Below are 16,134 nucleotides of genomic sequence, written 5' to 3'. Positions count from 1 at the left end.
AACTTCCAAGCACATCAAACAAATGGGGTTATAAATGGTCGTTGGTGTGAAAATTACTTACACTAGAGAGCATTAATTTTAACTCAAGCCTTGAAAACTCTACTCTCAAGTACAATATCAAAGATACTAGATTTATCTCAGTATCCTTGGTTAGTAACTGAAGACTAGTTCATAACTAGTAGAGACTGACGGCATTTAAAATAGATCGCGGACGATCTGAGAACGAAGAGATTCCAAGCACATGATTACTAAGCTGCTGACAAAGGTAATTGGCAGTCGCAATGACAGAACACTGCGCCGCCTTAGAAAAATTGTAAAAGAAATTAATAACTACGAACCAACGTTAGAAGTTCTTTCTGATGAAGAGCTAAAAGCAAAAACCGTTGAGTTTCGTGAGCGCTTAGATAAAGGCGAATCGTTAGATCAACTTCTACCTGAAGCATTTGCTACGGTACGTGAAGCGTCTAAACGTGTTTACGGTATGCGTCACTTCGACGTGCAATTAATTGGTGGCATGGTTCTAGATGCTGGTCAAATTGCAGAGATGCGTACTGGTGAGGGTAAGACTCTTACAGCAACCCTACCAGCTTATCTTAACGCTCTACCAAGCAAAGGTGTTCACGTAGTAACGGTGAACGATTACCTAGCTAAGCGTGATGCTGAAACAAACCGTCCATTATTTGAATTTCTTGGTATGACTGTTGGCGTGAACGTGCCAAACATGGCTCCGCCAGAGAAAAAAGAAGCGTACCAAGCGGATATCCTATACGGAACAAACAACGAGTTTGGTTTCGATTACTTGCGTGACAACATGGCTTTCCGTGCCGAAGATCGTGTTCAACGTGAACGTTTCTTCGCTGTTGTCGATGAAGTTGACTCAATCTTAATTGATGAAGCCCGTACTCCGTTAATTATCTCTGGCCCAGCCGAGGATAGTTCTGACCTTTATACGCGCATCAACACTCTAATTCCTTCTCTAGAGCGTCAAGATAAAGAAGATTCAGAAGAGTACCGTGGTGAAGGTCACTACACCATGGACGAAAAATCGAAACAGGTTCACCTGACTGAAAACGGTCAAGAATTTGTTGAAGAGCTAATGGTCAAAAATGGTCTGATGGAAGAGGGCGACACACTTTACTCTCCAACCAATATCAGTCTATTGCACCACGTGAATGCTGCGCTTCGTGCACACGTATTGTTTGAGAAAGACGTCGACTACATCGTTACTGAAGAAGGCGAAGTGGTTATCGTTGATGAACATACTGGTCGTACTATGCCAGGTCGTCGTTGGTCTGAAGGTTTACACCAAGCTGTTGAAGCGAAAGAAGGTGTGAAGATTCAAAATGAAAACCAAACGCTAGCATCGATTACATTCCAGAACTTTTTCCGACTGTACGAAAAACTGTCAGGCATGACAGGTACTGCCGATACTGAAGCTTTCGAATTCCAGTCTATCTACGGCCTAGAAACGGTGGTTATCCCAACCAACAAACCTATGGTTCGTAACGATATGCCAGATGTGGTTTATCGTACCGAAGAAGACAAGTTCAATGCGATCATTGAAGACATCAAGGACCGTGTAACTGCTGGTCAGCCATCATTGGTTGGTACGGTTTCTATCGAGAAATCTGAACTGCTGTCTAACGCACTGAAAAAAGCAAAAATTAAGCACAACGTACTCAATGCTAAGTTCCACGAAATGGAAGCTGAGATCGTTGCGCAAGCTGGTATGCCGAGTGCGGTAACTATCGCAACTAACATGGCTGGTCGTGGTACCGATATCGTGTTAGGTGGTAGCTGGCAGGCACAAATTGAGAAACTAGATAATCCAACTAAAGAGCAGATCGACAAGATCAAAGCTGACTGGAGAATTATCCACGATAAAGTTCTTGAGTCAGGTGGTCTGCACATTATTGGTACTGAGCGTCATGAATCTCGCCGTATCGATAACCAGCTACGTGGTCGTTCTGGTCGTCAAGGTGATGCAGGTTCTTCTCGTTTCTACCTATCAATGGAAGATTCGCTATTACGTATCTTTACATCTGATCGTATGGCTGGTCTTATCCAAAGTGGTATGGACGAAGGCGAAGCGATTGAATCTAAGATGCTGTCTCGCTCAATTGAAAAAGCGCAACGTAAAGTTGAAGGTCGTAACTTTGACATTCGTAAGCAGCTTCTTGAGTACGATGATGTTGCCAATGACCAACGTAAAGTGGTTTACGAGCTTCGTGATGAACTGATGAGCTCAGATGACATCAGTGAGATGATCGAACACAACCGTGAAGATGTACTGGCGTCAGTCATTGATGAATACATCGCTCCTCAGTCTCTTGAAGACATGTGGGATATCGCGGGTCTGCAAGACCGTCTGAAGAATGACTTCGATCTAGACTTTGATATTCAAGGTTGGTTAGACGAAGACGACAAGCTTTATGAAGAAGCGTTGCGTGAGCGCATTCTTGGTATGGCGGTAGATTCGTACAAACAGAAAGAAGAAGTGGTTGGTGCTCAGGTACTGCGTAACTTTGAGAAGTCTGTGATGCTACAAACGCTAGACGGTCTTTGGAAAGAGCACTTGGCTGCGATGGATCACCTTCGTCAAGGTATCCACTTACGTGGTTATGCTCAGAAGAACCCGAAACAAGAGTACAAGCGCGAGTCGTTTGAACTGTTTGAAGGCCTACTAGATGTACTAAAAACAGACGTTGTTACCATCCTTTCTAAAGTTCGCGTTCAGCAACAAGAAGAAGTTGAAAAGATGGAAGCTCAACGTCAAGCTCAAGCTGAAGAAGCGGCGCGTCGTGCACAAGCACAACATGCAACTGCTGAGAATCAGTTGGCTGGCGATGAAACTGACGCTGTATCTCCACAAACGGTAGTACGCGATGAGCGTAAAGTGGGTCGTAACGAACCATGCCCATGTGGAAGTGGTAAAAAATACAAACAGTGTCACGGTAAAATTGACTAATGCTTTGCTGTAGTGGCTGATAACTTCGTCGGCGATGCTCATTTACACTTGTAAACTCCGCGTCGCCTCCTCGTTCTCAACCAATACAGCTTTGCCTTAATATAATTTTGATAAAAAGAGTCGCTTAGGCGGCTCTTTTTGTATGTAAATTTCATGGCTTACCTTTAATGGGAGGGTAAGTCATCATTCCCTATACGATGAACGAGCGCGGTAGGGAATCTCGTTTAATAGTTAGGCTCACGCTGCTGTATTCGATCCCAACTCAGTCATTCCTCCTTCTTGAGGGGGATGTATTTAGGGGCTACGTGAGCGAAACGTTTTATTAAGGAACATCATCATATGAAAAGAATCCATATTGTCGCGGGTATTATCTTCAACCAAGATAAGTCACAGGTATTTATCACTAAACGCCCAGATGACAAGCACAAAGGCGGTTTCTGGGAATTTCCTGGTGGTAAAGTAGAAGTGGGCGAAACCATTGAGCAGGCGATGGCTCGTGAACTTGATGAAGAGATTGGTATTAAGGTGACTGAACAGTCTCTGTTTGAACACCTTGAGTTTGATTACAGTGACAAGTCGCTTGAGTTTGATTTCATCCTTGTGACTGATTTCGAGCAACAGCCTTATGGTAAAGAAGGCCAGCAAGGTGAATGGGTCGATCTTGAATCATTGAGCCAATACGCATTCCCTGAAGCGAATGTGCCAATTTTAGAGCGAGTAATAAAAGAGTTTTCGTAATTGCTAGCCTGAGTTTGAGATTGTTGTTAGTTTAAAGAGATTAATCGAATGAACGTTGCTGCGACAGATGAGCAGTGACGGTAACCAAAACAATGGAGATATTCGCAGTGGTAAGAATTGCAATTGCAGGAGCAGCTGGCCGTATGGGTCGTAACTTGGTGAAAGCCGCTCACCATAATTCAGAAGCAAGCGTTGGTGCTGGTTCAGAGCGTCCAGAGTCATCTTTGGTCGGTGTTGACGTTGGCGAGTTATGCGGTGAAGGTCGTTTTGATGTAGCTCTAGTTGATGACCTTTCGAAAGCGATTGAAGAGTTTGATGTGATCGTCGACTTTACCGCACCTGTGAGCACATTAGCGAATATTGAACTTTGTAAGCGTCACGGTAAAAAACTGATCATCGGCACTACTGGTTTCTCTGAAGAAGAAAAGCAGGTTATCGATGCAGCATCAAAAGAGATGTCTATTGTAATGGCACCTAACTACAGCGTTGGTGTAAATCTGGTATTTAAGCTGCTAGAAAAGGCCGCTAAAGTGATGGGCGATTACTGTGATGTTGAAATCGTAGAGGCTCACCACCGTCATAAAGTCGATGCACCTTCTGGTACTGCGATTGGCATGGGCGAAGCGATCGCCGGTGCGATGGGCAACGAGCTAAACGATGTCGCTGTATGGTCACGCGAAGGCATTACGGGCGAGCGTACAAAAGATGAGATCGGTTTTGCGACCATTCGTGCCGGTGACATCATTGGTGAGCATACCGCTATGTTTGCTGATATTGGCGAGCGCGTTGAAATTACCCATAAAGCAACGGATAGAATGACCTTTGCCAATGGTGCGATCAAGGCGGCTGTTTGGCTAAATGACAAGCCAGCAGGCTTTTATACCATGACGGATGTCCTTGGTTTGAATGACCTATAAATAGATATTTATGCGCTGGCAATTGCCAGCGCTTTCTTTATTTACCGCTTTTCCCCGCTTAAACTCCTCTTGGTTACTTTCTTCTTATTCTCTAATTTTCCTGATTAGAACTGCATTTAGCTGTTATTTATAGCTGCTTTGTCATTGTTTTTGGTTTAGAGCTTTAAATGTATATGTTTTCTCATTGTATTTATCGATTGCGTTTTGTTGGTGATATTTTTTCCACCTAATGGTGGGTGAAAATGACGGGCGAAAATTAGAAAATCGTAATATTCCTATTAATAGAGTATGAAAGTTGAACTTTTGAAGCTTTGATGGGGGAAATTGAATTAGTTCTTACAAATGTTTAATTTCTTTCTCGTTAAATGTTGACACGTATCACGCAGATCACTAGAATATCGCCAATTTGTCTAATTTCCATAAACACGCAGTTTTTGGTGTTACAGGAAGGTAGATTTGCAAATTAAATCAATTTTAATGCATTTTTATTTCTGGAGGTTGTCTTGAAGAAGTCAGCACTACTCGTCCTAGAAGATGGGACAGTATTTCACGGTGAAGCCATTGGCGCTGTAGGTTCTGCAGTTGGTGAAGTCGTTTTTAATACCTCGATGACGGGGTACCAAGAAATCCTCACTGATCCTTCCTATTCTCAACAAATCGTTACCCTTACTTACCCTCACATTGGCAATACCGGAACCAATTCCGAAGATGAAGAATCTTCTTCAATCCACGCTCAAGGCCTTGTGATTCGCGATCTCCCTCTAATCGCTTCTAACTTCCGTAATGAACAATCCCTTTCTGATTACCTTAAGTCGCAAAACGTTGTTGGTATCGCTGATATCGATACTCGTAAGCTGACGCGTATTCTTCGTGAAAAAGGTGCTCAAAACGGTTGTATCGTAGCGGGTAACAACCTTGATGAGGCTCTAGCTCTTGCTAAAGCAAAAGAATTCCCTGGCCTGAAAGGTATGGACCTTGCGAAAGAAGTTACAACAAAAGAAGCGTATCAATGGAAACAAGGTTCGTGGACGCTTACGGGTGGACTTCCTGAAGCGAAAGCAGACTCTGAATTGCCATACCACGTTGTTGCTTATGACTTCGGTGCAAAACGAAATATCTTACGAATGCTTGTTGACCGCGGCTGCCGCCTAACGGTTGTTCCTGCTGAAACTTCAGCAGAAGAAGTACTCGCTCTGAACCCAGACGGTGTTTTCCTTTCAAATGGCCCTGGTGACCCAGAACCATGTACTTACGCAATTGAAGCAACAAAAGTGTTTCTAGAAAAAGGTTTGCCAATCTTTGGTATCTGTCTAGGTCACCAGATTCTTGCTCTTGCGTCAGGCGCTAAGACAGTGAAGATGAAGTTTGGTCACCACGGTGCAAACCACCCGGTTAAAGATTTAGATCGTGATGTTGTGATGATTACTTCACAAAACCACGGCTTTGCTGCTGACGAAGATACGCTTCCAGAGACATTACGAGCGACTCATAAGTCTCTATTTGATGGTTCTCTACAAGGTATCCACCGTACAGACAAACCAGCATTTAGCTTCCAAGGTCACCCAGAAGCAAGCCCAGGTCCAGAAGATGCGGCACCGCTATTCGACCACTTCATTGAATTAATTAACCAGTCTGTTGCAAACAAACAAGACAAAGCGTAATCCGGAGTAGTAGATAATGCCAAAACGTACTGACATTAAAAGTGTTCTAATTCTAGGTGCTGGCCCGATTGTTATCGGTCAAGCATGTGAGTTTGATTACTCTGGTGCTCAAGCTTGTAAAGCACTTCGTGAAGAAGGTTACCGAGTTATTCTTGTAAACTCGAACCCTGCGACAATCATGACTGACCCAGAGATGGCTGATGCGACTTATATCGAACCTATCCAATGGGAAGTGGTTCGCAATATCATCGCTAAAGAGAAGCCAGATGCAGTTCTACCGACAATGGGTGGCCAAACTGCACTTAACTGTGCGTTAGATTTAGAAAAATACGGTGTACTTAAAGAGTTCGGCGTAGAGATGATTGGCGCAACCGCTGACGCTATCGACAAAGCTGAAGATCGCTCTCGCTTTGATAAAGCAATGAAATCGATTGGTCTTGAGTGTCCAACGGCTGATACAGCGAAAACGATGGAAGAAGCTTACAAAGTTCAAGAAATGGTTGGTTTCCCTTGTATCATTCGTCCATCGTTTACGATGGGTGGTACAGGCGGTGGTATCGCTTACAACAAAGAAGAATTTGAAGAAATCTGTCGTCGTGGTTTGGACCTTTCTCCAACCAACGAACTTCTAATCGATGAGTCGCTTATCGGTTGGAAAGAGTACGAGATGGAAGTGGTTCGCGATAAAAACGACAACTGTATCATTGTATGTGCGATTGAAAACTTCGATCCAATGGGCATCCACACTGGTGATTCGATCACAGTGGCTCCGGCTCAAACGCTAACAGACAAAGAATACCAACTGATGCGTAACGCTTCTCTAGCGGTATTGCGTGAGATTGGTGTTGAAACGGGTGGTTCAAACGTACAGTTTGGTATCAACCCGAAAGATGGCCGTATGGTTATCATCGAGATGAACCCACGTGTATCTCGTTCTTCTGCACTAGCTTCTAAAGCAACAGGTTTCCCAATCGCGAAGATTGCAGCGAAACTGGCTGTTGGCTTTACGCTAGACGAGCTGATGAATGACATCACTGGCGGCGCAACTCCGGCATCATTCGAACCAACAATCGACTACGTAGTAACTAAGATTCCTCGTTTTAACTTCGAGAAATTTGCAGGCGCTAACGACCGTCTAACGACGCAAATGAAGTCTGTTGGTGAAGTTATGGCTATCGGTCGTAACCAACAAGAATCACTACAAAAAGCGCTTCGCGGCCTAGAAGTTGGCGCGACTGGCTTTGACGAAATGGTAGACCTAGATGCACCTGATGCGCTAACTACAATTCGCCATGAGCTTAAAGAAGCAGGTTCTGACCGTATTTGGTACATCGCAGATGCTTTCCGTGCTGGTATGTCAGTCGATGGTGTATTCAACCTAACGCAAGTTGACCGTTGGTTCCTAGTTCAAATCGAAGACATCGTAAAACTAGAGCAAGAACTTAAAGCGAAAGGCTTTGCTGGTCTGAATAAAGACGAGCTAATGAAGCTTAAGCGTAAAGGTTTTGCTGATGCTCGCCTGTCTAAGATTCTAGGTGTAGCAGAAAGTGAAATTCGTCGTCTGCGTGACCAATACGATATTCACCCAGTCTACAAGCGTGTAGATACGTGTGCGGCTGAGTTCTCTTCTGATACGGCTTACATGTACTCATCTTACGATGACGAATGTGAATCGAATCCAACAGACAAAGAGAAAATCATGATCTTAGGCGGCGGTCCAAACCGTATCGGCCAAGGTATTGAATTCGATTACTGTTGTGTACATGCTTCTTTAGCACTACGTGAAGATGGCTACGAAACAATCATGGTTAACTGTAACCCTGAGACCGTTTCGACAGACTACGATACGTCTGACCGTCTGTACTTTGAACCAGTAACTCTGGAAGACGTACTCGCAATCGTTCGTGTAGAGAAGCCAAAAGGCGTTATCGTTCAGTACGGTGGTCAAACACCACTGAAACTAGCTCGTGAGCTTGAAGCTGCTGGCGTACCTATCATTGGTACTAGCCCAGACGCAATCGACCGTGCAGAAGACCGTGAGCGTTTCCAAGTTGCTGTTGACCGTCTTGGTCTTTTACAACCAGAAAACGCGACAGTAACAACAATGGAGCAAGCGGTAGAGAAATCTCGCGAGATTGGCTTCCCATTGGTTGTTCGTCCTTCTTATGTTCTTGGTGGTCGTGCGATGGAAATCGTATATGACGAGCAAGACTTACGTCGCTACTTCAACGAAGCGGTAAGCGTTTCAAATGAATCTCCAGTACTACTTGATAGCTTCCTAGATGATGCAATTGAAGTCGACGTTGATGCAATTTGTGACGGTGAGCGCGTAGTTATTGCGGGTATCATGGAGCATATCGAGCAAGCGGGTGTTCACTCTGGTGACTCAGCATGTTCTCTTCCTGCTTACACGCTAAGCCAAGAAATCCAAGACGTAATGCGTGAGCAAGTTGAAAAGCTAGCATTCGAGTTGGGTGTTCGTGGCCTAATGAATACGCAGTTTGCTGTTAAGAACAACGAAGTGTACCTAATTGAGGTTAACCCTCGTGCTGCACGTACTGTACCGTTCGTATCGAAAGCAACAGGCGCGCCTGTCGCTAAGATTGCAGCTCGTGTTATGGCGGGTCAATCGTTAGAGTCTCAAGGCTTTACGAAAGAAATCATCCCACCATACTACTCTGTGAAAGAAGTTGTGCTTCCGTTCAACAAGTTCCCTGGTGTTGACCCACTTTTAGGCCCAGAAATGCGCTCTACTGGTGAAGTTATGGGTGTTGGTGCAACGTTTGCTGAAGCATACTCTAAAGCTGAATTGGGTTGTGGCAACATCTACCCAGAAGGCGGCCGTGCGCTTCTTTCTGTTCGTGAAGGCGACAAAGAGCGCGTCGTTGACCTAGCATCTAAGCTGTCTAAGCTTGGTTACCAGCTAGACGCAACACACGGCACTGCGGTTATTCTTGGCGAAGCGGGTATCAACCCACGTCTAGTAAACAAGGTACACGAAGGTCGTCCTCACATTCTTGACCGTATCAAGAACAACGAGTACACGTACATCGTGAACACTGCTGCTGGCCGTCAAGCGATTGAAGATTCGAAAGTTCTTCGTCGTGGCGCATTGGCTGAGAAAGTTAACTACACGACGACGCTAAATGCTGCATTCGCGACTTGTATGGCGCACACTGCAGACGCGAAAACGTCAGTAACTTCAGTTCAAGAGCTACACGCACAAGTTAAAGCTTCTCTAGCTTAAATTTGTTTAAGCGTCGCTAATTTCAAATGAAGTTAGCAATTAAGCGGATATAAATGCTCAAAGCCCACTCATCGGAGTGGGCTTTTTTATGTCTGCTGTTTAGTGATAACTAAATGATGAAAATTTGGAATAGGTTACAATCTTGTGTTTCGTTGTTGATCGTTTGCTCTGGGTGGTAAGTTGTCGCTACACGAGAATTTAAGGCGTTGGGTATATGGAAATCACTCTAGAGATATTGGCTATCTTGTTTGTTGTTGCGACGGCGGCAGGCTTTATTGATGCAATGGCTGGCGGCGGTGGGTTGTTGACTCTACCTGCATTGCTAGCGGCAGGCGTGCCACCAACGCAGGCATTGGCCACCAACAAACTTCAAAGTTCTTTTGGCAGCTTCTCGGCCAGTTGGTATTTCGTACGCAATGGTATCGTGAACATTAAAGAGATGCGGCTTGCCATTCTCTGTACTTTTATTGGTTCTGCGATTGGTGCAGAGTTAGTACAGCATATTGATGCGAGCTTGCTGACGAGTATGATCCCATTACTGCTTATCGCCATCTCTCTCTATTTCCTATTAGCACCACAAACCAGAACTTCTGAAGGTAAACAGAAGATGTCTGAGGCGGTGTTTGCTTTGTGCATTGGTGGCGGTGTTGGTTTCTATGACGGATTTTTTGGACCAGGAACGGGCTCTATTTTCACCGTCTGTTTTGTGGCTATCGGGCACTTCTCTTTGGTGGATGCTACTGCCCGAACTAAGGTTCTCAACTTTACCTCGAATATTGCTGCTCTAATCTTCTTTGTTATTGCTGGCTTACCCATTTGGGAGTTGGGTTTAGTGATGGCAGTTGGTGGCTTTATGGGCGCTCAGCTTGGCGCTAAAGTTGTGGTGACAAAAGGGCAGAAATGGATTCGCCCCCTTGTGATCGTAATGTCGATGTTAATGGCATCTAAACTGCTTTGGGAACAGCATCAACAATGGATTCTATCAGTGTTTTAACTCGTGGAGACTGATAGCTATTTGGCCTGACACAGATATGAATGGGTCGAATTAACCCCTTCAATTCGGCAAAACTAAACAGGTATTGAGGCTCAATATTGAGTGTTTTTACTATAGATAGCGGGATTAGTGCTGGTCCTGTCCCACCCAACGCTAACTGGGCTGCTGCGGTGTAGGCATCCATCTCCATCAAGGGTTTGATGCCGAACTTTTCAAGCACAGATAACTGATATGAGTTTGCCGGATTAGTCATGTCGTTGGTAATGACTGAAGGAGGAAGCTCACTAAGTGGCGCCTTACTCACAATATAAAACGGTTCGTCAAACAGGTGGAAAGTCATTAACCCATGATGAGGTGGCAATAAGCCTGCGCATAGTCCTAAGGTTGCCTTACCAGATTGAACTCGTTCTATAATTCTTGGGGTGTGATTAGTAGTAATCGTGATGTATTTATCTTGTTGGATAAATTGCCCCATCATCTCTCCTAAATAACCTGCGATCAGAGACTTAGAGCTATCTAAGGTGATGAGAGTAGTGTCTTCCAACTCTTGCTGTTCATAAATAAGACCACGGAGCTCATTGAACGCAGGGCCGATACTCTCGATTAATGCAATCGCATCGGGAGTTAGTTTTATCTGTCGGCCACTTGGTTCTATGAGCTTTTTACCTAGTTTCTTTTCTAAGTTAGCAATCCGTTTGCTGACTGCTGATTGGCTGATATAAAGCAGACTGCCGGTGCGGCTCATGGTCTTTGCTTTGCTCAGCACTAATAGAGTTTCGATTCCTTCGAGTAGCATTTAGTGATATTCATGAAAGTTGGGAATGATTGAACCAAGTTACCTTAAACACCATTCATTCTCTAGTCTGAGCTTATAGATATCAGACAAGCTAGGATTTTTGACGTTAGCTCGTTAATTAGGAAATTAGCTAGTTAGATTTTCTTAACTAGACTCGCAATGCGTTGACCAAAATAGAAAGCGGTTTTTAGATCATTACTGTTAATGTGATTATTGGTGCTCTCAGCCGTTTGATCATTACTGGCGACCAAACCAATACTTGAACCTGTGCGATTCAAACCTAGGTCATCAATATGCTTTGAGATATCAAGCCCTGCCCAAATCATGCCATGCTGACAAGCCAGGGTGAAAAAGCTTAGCAAGGTTTGTTGCTGCTCACCGTTAAGGCTACCACCAGTAGTGAAACCTGCAGCGAGCTTATTTCGCCATGCTTTCTTACAATAGGTATCACTGCTCGCATCCATAAAGCTCTTAAATTGAGCCGCTGGTGATCCCATGTAGGTTGGCGCGCCAAAGATAATCGCATCACAACTGTCTAATGCGTTGAGCTTATCGTCATTGACATATCTTCCTTCGACTACTTCAGTCGAGAGTACTTCAATGAGCAGTGCAGAGTTAGATTGTTGAGTGTTAATGCCTTCAGCGATTGTCTCTGCGACTTGTTTAGTCGCTCCATTCTTAGAGAAGAAAACAATGCCCACTTTATTGATACTCATCTCGAACTCCCTATTGTCACTGTTAGTAAATAGAATTATTTATAAAGTCATTTATTTACTAATGTAGCCTGTTAACTAGATAAGTAAATAAAAAACATTACTAACATGGTAATTAATGAGCTAATGAGCTAATGAGCTAATGAGTTAATGAGTTAAAGAGTTAATGAGTTAATGAGTTAACTAAATTGAGTCTCAGGAAAGAAGGGGGGATCTTTGTAGGGTGAAACTGAGGATATAAGTGATTTGAAAACGAATTAAAAAGGCTCCTTGACGGAGCCTCTTAGTTATCGATCTCTTTATTTGATTGCGAAGGTCGGCAATGATAAATGCCAACGAATAGCGCCAAGCCTAATGAGTAGCGTTGATAACACTCCGGCTAAAAATGCGGTTTCTGAATCGTGGCCCATGCTAATAGCGATGGTGTGGAAGGAGCCGCCAATGATACAAGCGGTCGCGTAGACTTCGCTTCTTAGGATCATTGGCACTTCTCTGGCTAAAACGTCACGAATAATGCCGCCACCACAGCCAGTAATTACGCCCATGATGATAGCGACTAATGCTGAGTCTTGATAAATCAATGCTTTTTCAACACCGATCCCAACAAACACCGCTAATCCAATAGCATCACAAACGGGCAGTATCCACCACGCCAAACGCTTTGGACGTCTCACTATGATCATAGTCAACAAGCAGGTGGTGATAATCACCCAAAGGTAGGTGGTATCGGTGATCCAAAACACGGGAGTCGCACCCAATGCCATGTCACGAATAGTACCGCCACCAATTGCGGTGACACTGCCTAAAACGGCAACGCCAAAGGGGTCCATCTTAAGACGGCCTGCGACAAATACGCCTGATACAGCAAAAATGGCAGTACCAAATAAATCGATAATATAAAGCAGCATGGAGTCCATGATACTGGTGCTCTTATGGTTGAAATTGTAGGGACAGGTCGGTGGCGAATTGTACGAAAAAATACAGCAAATAGTTAGTGATTTTGGCGAGCTCTATCGAAGAAATCGCATACTTGCTGGATAGCCTTCAAAGTTCTTGTCGTTGGGCGGTTAATCCAGTCAGAGTTGAGTGACCAAATCTGATTTTGAGCAACTGCTGGGATCTCATTTTCCCAAGTTTGCCACATGGTTCCATTCTCAATCGCATGCTGAGAAGTGAAGATCACTTGTGGTTTCCGTAAGACAACTTGCTCGATACCCACTTGTGGATAGGGGGATGCGCTGTCTTCGAAAATATTGTTGCCACCACAAAACTCAAACACTTCACTTGGCCAGTGCCCTTGAGCAACGGTGATGATCGGCTTTTCACTTAGCTGGTAAAAATAATTTACGGGCTCGGCGTTTTTATATTTTAGCCTTAACGCGTTGAGTTGTTCTCTGTATTTTTGGGCATTGTTCTCACCGATACTAGGGTCAGCGGAATATTGGCTGAGTTGCTCAATATTGGTCGCGATGCTGTCTAAGCTTTTGGTTCTTGAGTAGTAAATATTGAAACCAAATTGCTCTAGCTTTGCGAGTTCTCTTGGTGGGTTACCAGCAGGCCACGCGAGAATGAGATCAGGTTGAAGCGCGATGATTTTCTCAACCTTGATACCTTGATAGTTCGCTACTTTTTCAAGCTTATCGGCTTGTGGTGGGTAATCACTTCTCTCACTTACCGCAACAAGATTGTCGCCCAAACCTGCGCTATACGCGAGTTCAGTAGCATGAGGAGCAAGGCTTACTACGCGTTGAGCGGGCTGTACTTTTTCTGGAGTCAGTGATGTTTCTTCTGCAAATGATAAAGGTAGCCATAAGCTGGAAGACAAAAGAGTAAGGCTTGTAACAAGTGCTGAACGTTTCACTCTAAATCCCTTGGTGAACAAATAGTAAGATTAGGCTTTGTAAAAATATCCAGATAGCGATGCGGCCAAATAATAGCTTCTGAACCTGCGATAAATGCAGGGCTGATGGGGCGATTCTGCCGCCTAATTTTGCACGAATGGCTTTGGTATTGTCGTAAATCGCAGGGCCACCCAATGATAATTCCAGCTTGTTACCTACAGCGGTGATTAACCATGCCGGGCCTGGTAGTGGCCAAGATGAGCTTTGGACCAACATCATTTTAAATGTGTGTGTGGCTTTATCACCACATACGATCATCAAAGCAAACAGACGTATCGGTATGAATTCGAGGATAGCGACTATCTTAATCGCTGTTGACCCGAATGGAGCAAATCGCTTGCGACTTGGTGACCAAGCTCGAGCTAACTCGACTACAAGGCGATACATTAAAGCCGCAATTCCACCACCAATGGCGTACCAGAATAAAACACATACCACATTGCGAGCGTAACCCATGATGATGGTTTCTGCGGCGGCTTTGCCTAGGCCAAGTGATGAAAGTGATTCAGTCTGACGATTGACAACCGGAGCCAGCAACTGACGAGCTGCGACTTTATCTTCTCGGCCAAGTGCTTTGATCAGTTGGTTTGTTAGCTTTTCATTGTTGCGCCAATCAATCGCCAGTAATAACAGCGCTAATTCAAACAGTTGAGATTGCCAAACCAGTGGTTGCAGTGCCAATAGAATAACCAGAGCCGGTAATACCATTACGCCCCAGGCTAATGTGCCCGAGATTAAGCTTTGGGAATAATTTTGGTTGTTATTAACCTTGCTTGCTAAAAGCTCAGCAAACTTATGCCATAAGGTCGTGGGGTGTGCGGCATGGGGAATAGGTAAGATTAAATGAAAAAGCAGTGCTCCCCACATTACAAGGAGCACGCCATTTGCAAATACCTGATCAAACAGTGTTTGCATGTCTAGTCGCTTACTTTAGTAGGGCAACCATTTTGATAACCATTTCTGAAGAGCTTTGTGCTGCTAGTGGCAGGAACTCTTCGAAGCTCATTGGTGATTCTTTGTCTGCAACGTCAGAGATTGCACGAACAACCACGAATGGTACTTGGAATTGGTGACAAGCTTGAGCTATAGCAGATGCTTCCATCTCTACAGCAACGACAGATGGGAAGTGCTTGCGGATGAACGCTTGGCGTTCTGCTGTGCAAACAAATGCGTCGCCAGTACAGATAAGACCGCGAACGGCGTGCTTATCTTCCATTTTTGCTAATGCTTGTTCAGCAACAGCCATCAGTTTGTCGTCCGCTTTGAACGCTGCAGGTTGACCTGCCATTTGGCCGATTTCGTAACCGAAAGCTGTAACATCTGCATCGTGGTGACGAACTTCAGTTGAGATAACCACATCGCCAAGGTTCAGTGTTGAATCAAAACCGCCAGCAGAGCCAGTGTTTAGTACTACATCTGGTTGGTATTCGCTTAGTAGGATTGAAGTACCCACTGCAGCGGCTACTTTACCAATGCCTGATTGAAGCAAAACAACGTCAACACCATTTATCTGACCAGAGAAAAAGGTACAACCGCCTTTATTAACTTCAATAATGTCTGAAATTGCTGCCTTTAGGATCGCAACTTCTTGCTCCATTGCGCCAATGATGCCGATTTTCATGTGTAGTCTCTTAATAAATAATATTTAAACAGTAGAGCGAAATTGTAGCATGGATAAGAAGTGTCGAGCGACTGCCCAGAGGCACTTCTCATCTGAATAGCAGCGATTTATCTGCGTATTCTTTTATCTATTTGATCAGGCCTTCGCTTTTTAAGCTAGCGCGAAGTTGTTCAGCTCGTTTTCGGTTCACACCAAAATCTGAGTGGCCAGTGCGAGACTCTGAACGCACGATCAGTTTGCCATCTACCGTTTTGAGCTCTAAATCATCGACAAAACGCATGATACGAGACGTACATTCAACTCGTAGATAGTCTTCCGTTTTACTGGCGGTTTTTGCGCCCGGTAAGGTGAGGGCAACTTGTTCAATCTGATCGAGAGTTACAGAATCTGACAGGGAAAATTCCGTTAAAGCATGTTGTTCACGGTTATCTTGAGTTGATACACAGTTGGGTTTATCACCACAAGGCGATGAGGTTCTATCTGTCATGGTTGTCACTCCTTGGCTACACGCAGTTAAGCCGACAAGGGATACAATGAGGAGAGCGGCTTTAGTCATAGTTATTTCCGTTTATCTATTT

Annotated in this window: 13 protein-coding genes; 6 read left to right on the top strand and 7 right to left on the bottom strand. The window is 44.4% G+C overall.

Annotation, left to right across the window (positions count from 1 at the left end):
* Positions 1–241: 241 nt before the first annotated feature.
* The 6 genes from secA to OCV36_RS13565 all read left to right on the top strand — a co-directional run bounded on the left by secA (position 242) and on the right by OCV36_RS13565 (position 10,525).
* Entirely contained in the window at positions 242–2,968 is a 2,727-nt protein-coding gene (gene secA, locus OCV36_RS13590; protein WP_017072826.1) for a preprotein translocase subunit SecA, read from the top strand.
* 339 nt (positions 2,969–3,307) lie between these two features.
* On the top strand, positions 3,308–3,706 hold the full coding sequence (gene mutT, locus OCV36_RS13585) for an 8-oxo-dGTP diphosphatase MutT (RefSeq protein ID WP_135456237.1): 399 nt from the start codon (positions 3,308–3,310) through the stop codon (positions 3,704–3,706).
* Positions 3,707–3,798: 92 nt separating this feature from the next.
* The gene (dapB, locus tag OCV36_RS13580; protein ID WP_017072828.1) at positions 3,799–4,623 is read left to right on the top strand and encodes a 4-hydroxy-tetrahydrodipicolinate reductase; all 825 of its coding nucleotides are present in this window, start codon (positions 3,799–3,801) and stop codon (positions 4,621–4,623) included.
* A 503-nt stretch (positions 4,624–5,126) separates the two neighbouring features.
* Positions 5,127–6,284 (top strand): glutamine-hydrolyzing carbamoyl-phosphate synthase small subunit, encoded by a 1,158-nt coding sequence (carA, locus tag OCV36_RS13575; RefSeq protein WP_017072829.1) that lies wholly within the window; start codon positions 5,127–5,129, stop codon positions 6,282–6,284.
* 16 nt (positions 6,285–6,300) lie between these two features.
* Positions 6,301–9,531, top strand: a complete 3,231-nt coding sequence (gene carB / locus OCV36_RS13570; RefSeq protein ID WP_017072830.1) for a carbamoyl-phosphate synthase large subunit — start codon at positions 6,301–6,303, stop codon at positions 9,529–9,531.
* A gap of 214 nt (positions 9,532–9,745) precedes the next feature.
* Positions 9,746–10,525 carry a TSUP family transporter gene (locus tag OCV36_RS13565; protein ID WP_135456239.1) on the top strand — a complete coding sequence of 260 codons (780 nt, stop codon included), beginning with the start codon at positions 9,746–9,748 and terminating at the stop codon, positions 10,523–10,525.
* Here OCV36_RS13565 and OCV36_RS13560 read toward each other — a convergent pair.
* The 7 genes from OCV36_RS13560 to OCV36_RS13530 all read right to left on the bottom strand — a co-directional run bounded on the left by OCV36_RS13560 (position 10,476) and on the right by OCV36_RS13530 (position 16,112).
* Positions 10,476–11,321 carry a LysR family transcriptional regulator gene (locus OCV36_RS13560; protein ID WP_135456241.1) on the bottom strand — a complete coding sequence of 282 codons (846 nt, stop codon included), beginning with the start codon at positions 11,319–11,321 and terminating at the stop codon, positions 10,476–10,478. The two genes, OCV36_RS13565 and OCV36_RS13560, sit on opposite strands and share 50 nt — an antisense overlap.
* 134 nt (positions 11,322–11,455) lie before the next feature.
* On the bottom strand, positions 11,456–12,037 hold the full coding sequence (locus OCV36_RS13555; protein ID WP_017072833.1) for a flavodoxin family protein: 582 nt from the start codon (positions 12,035–12,037) through the stop codon (positions 11,456–11,458).
* Positions 12,038–12,333: 296 nt separating this feature from the next.
* Positions 12,334–12,951, bottom strand: a complete 618-nt coding sequence (locus tag OCV36_RS13550) for a TRIC cation channel family protein (protein ID WP_017072834.1) — start codon at positions 12,949–12,951, stop codon at positions 12,334–12,336.
* A 74-nt stretch (positions 12,952–13,025) separates the two neighbouring features.
* Positions 13,026–13,895 carry a vitamin B12 ABC transporter substrate-binding protein BtuF gene (btuF, locus tag OCV36_RS13545; protein WP_135456243.1) on the bottom strand — a complete coding sequence of 290 codons (870 nt, stop codon included), beginning with the start codon at positions 13,893–13,895 and terminating at the stop codon, positions 13,026–13,028.
* A gap of 1 nt (position 13,896) precedes the next feature.
* Complete coding sequence (locus OCV36_RS13540; RefSeq protein ID WP_135456245.1) at positions 13,897–14,850, bottom strand: cobalamin biosynthesis family protein; 954 nt, start codon at positions 14,848–14,850, stop codon at positions 13,897–13,899.
* A gap of 10 nt (positions 14,851–14,860) precedes the next feature.
* A complete protein-coding gene (gene mtnN, locus OCV36_RS13535) occupies positions 14,861–15,556 on the bottom strand; it encodes a 5'-methylthioadenosine/S-adenosylhomocysteine nucleosidase (RefSeq protein ID WP_135456246.1) in 696 nt (231 codons plus the stop codon).
* A gap of 127 nt (positions 15,557–15,683) precedes the next feature.
* Entirely contained in the window at positions 15,684–16,112 is a 429-nt protein-coding gene (locus OCV36_RS13530) for a DUF1499 domain-containing protein (RefSeq protein ID WP_017072838.1), read from the bottom strand.
* Positions 16,113–16,134: the final 22 nt, after the last annotated feature.

This window comes from Vibrio echinoideorum (genome assembly GCF_024347455.1).
GTDB classification, from domain to species: domain Bacteria; phylum Pseudomonadota; class Gammaproteobacteria; order Enterobacterales; family Vibrionaceae; genus Vibrio; species Vibrio echinoideorum.
Note: the sequence above shows the minus strand (reverse complement) of the source record. Positions and strands in the feature narration are given on the sequence as shown.

What these genes read in the sequence shown, in the direction of transcription:
- dapB (WP_017072828.1), top strand. Translation starts at nt 3,799, where the DNA reads ATGGAGATATTCGCAGTGGTAAGAATTGCAATTGCAGGAGCAGCTGGC.
- OCV36_RS13540 (WP_135456245.1), bottom strand. Translation starts at nt 14,850, where the DNA reads ATGCAAACACTGTTTGATCAGGTATTTGCAAATGGCGTGCTCCTTGTA.
- OCV36_RS13565 (WP_135456239.1), top strand. Translation starts at nt 9,746, where the DNA reads ATGGAAATCACTCTAGAGATATTGGCTATCTTGTTTGTTGTTGCGACG.
- carB (WP_017072830.1), top strand. Translation starts at nt 6,301, where the DNA reads ATGCCAAAACGTACTGACATTAAAAGTGTTCTAATTCTAGGTGCTGGC.
- mtnN (WP_135456246.1), bottom strand. Translation starts at nt 15,556, where the DNA reads ATGAAAATCGGCATCATTGGCGCAATGGAGCAAGAAGTTGCGATCCTA.
- OCV36_RS13560 (WP_135456241.1), bottom strand. Translation starts at nt 11,321, where the DNA reads ATGCTACTCGAAGGAATCGAAACTCTATTAGTGCTGAGCAAAGCAAAG.
- mutT (WP_135456237.1), top strand. Translation starts at nt 3,308, where the DNA reads ATGAAAAGAATCCATATTGTCGCGGGTATTATCTTCAACCAAGATAAG.
- OCV36_RS13555 (WP_017072833.1), bottom strand. Translation starts at nt 12,037, where the DNA reads ATGAGTATCAATAAAGTGGGCATTGTTTTCTTCTCTAAGAATGGAGCG.
- OCV36_RS13530 (WP_017072838.1), bottom strand. Translation starts at nt 16,112, where the DNA reads ATGACTAAAGCCGCTCTCCTCATTGTATCCCTTGTCGGCTTAACTGCG.
- secA (WP_017072826.1), top strand. Translation starts at nt 242, where the DNA reads ATGATTACTAAGCTGCTGACAAAGGTAATTGGCAGTCGCAATGACAGA.
- OCV36_RS13550 (WP_017072834.1), bottom strand. Translation starts at nt 12,951, where the DNA reads ATGGACTCCATGCTGCTTTATATTATCGATTTATTTGGTACTGCCATT.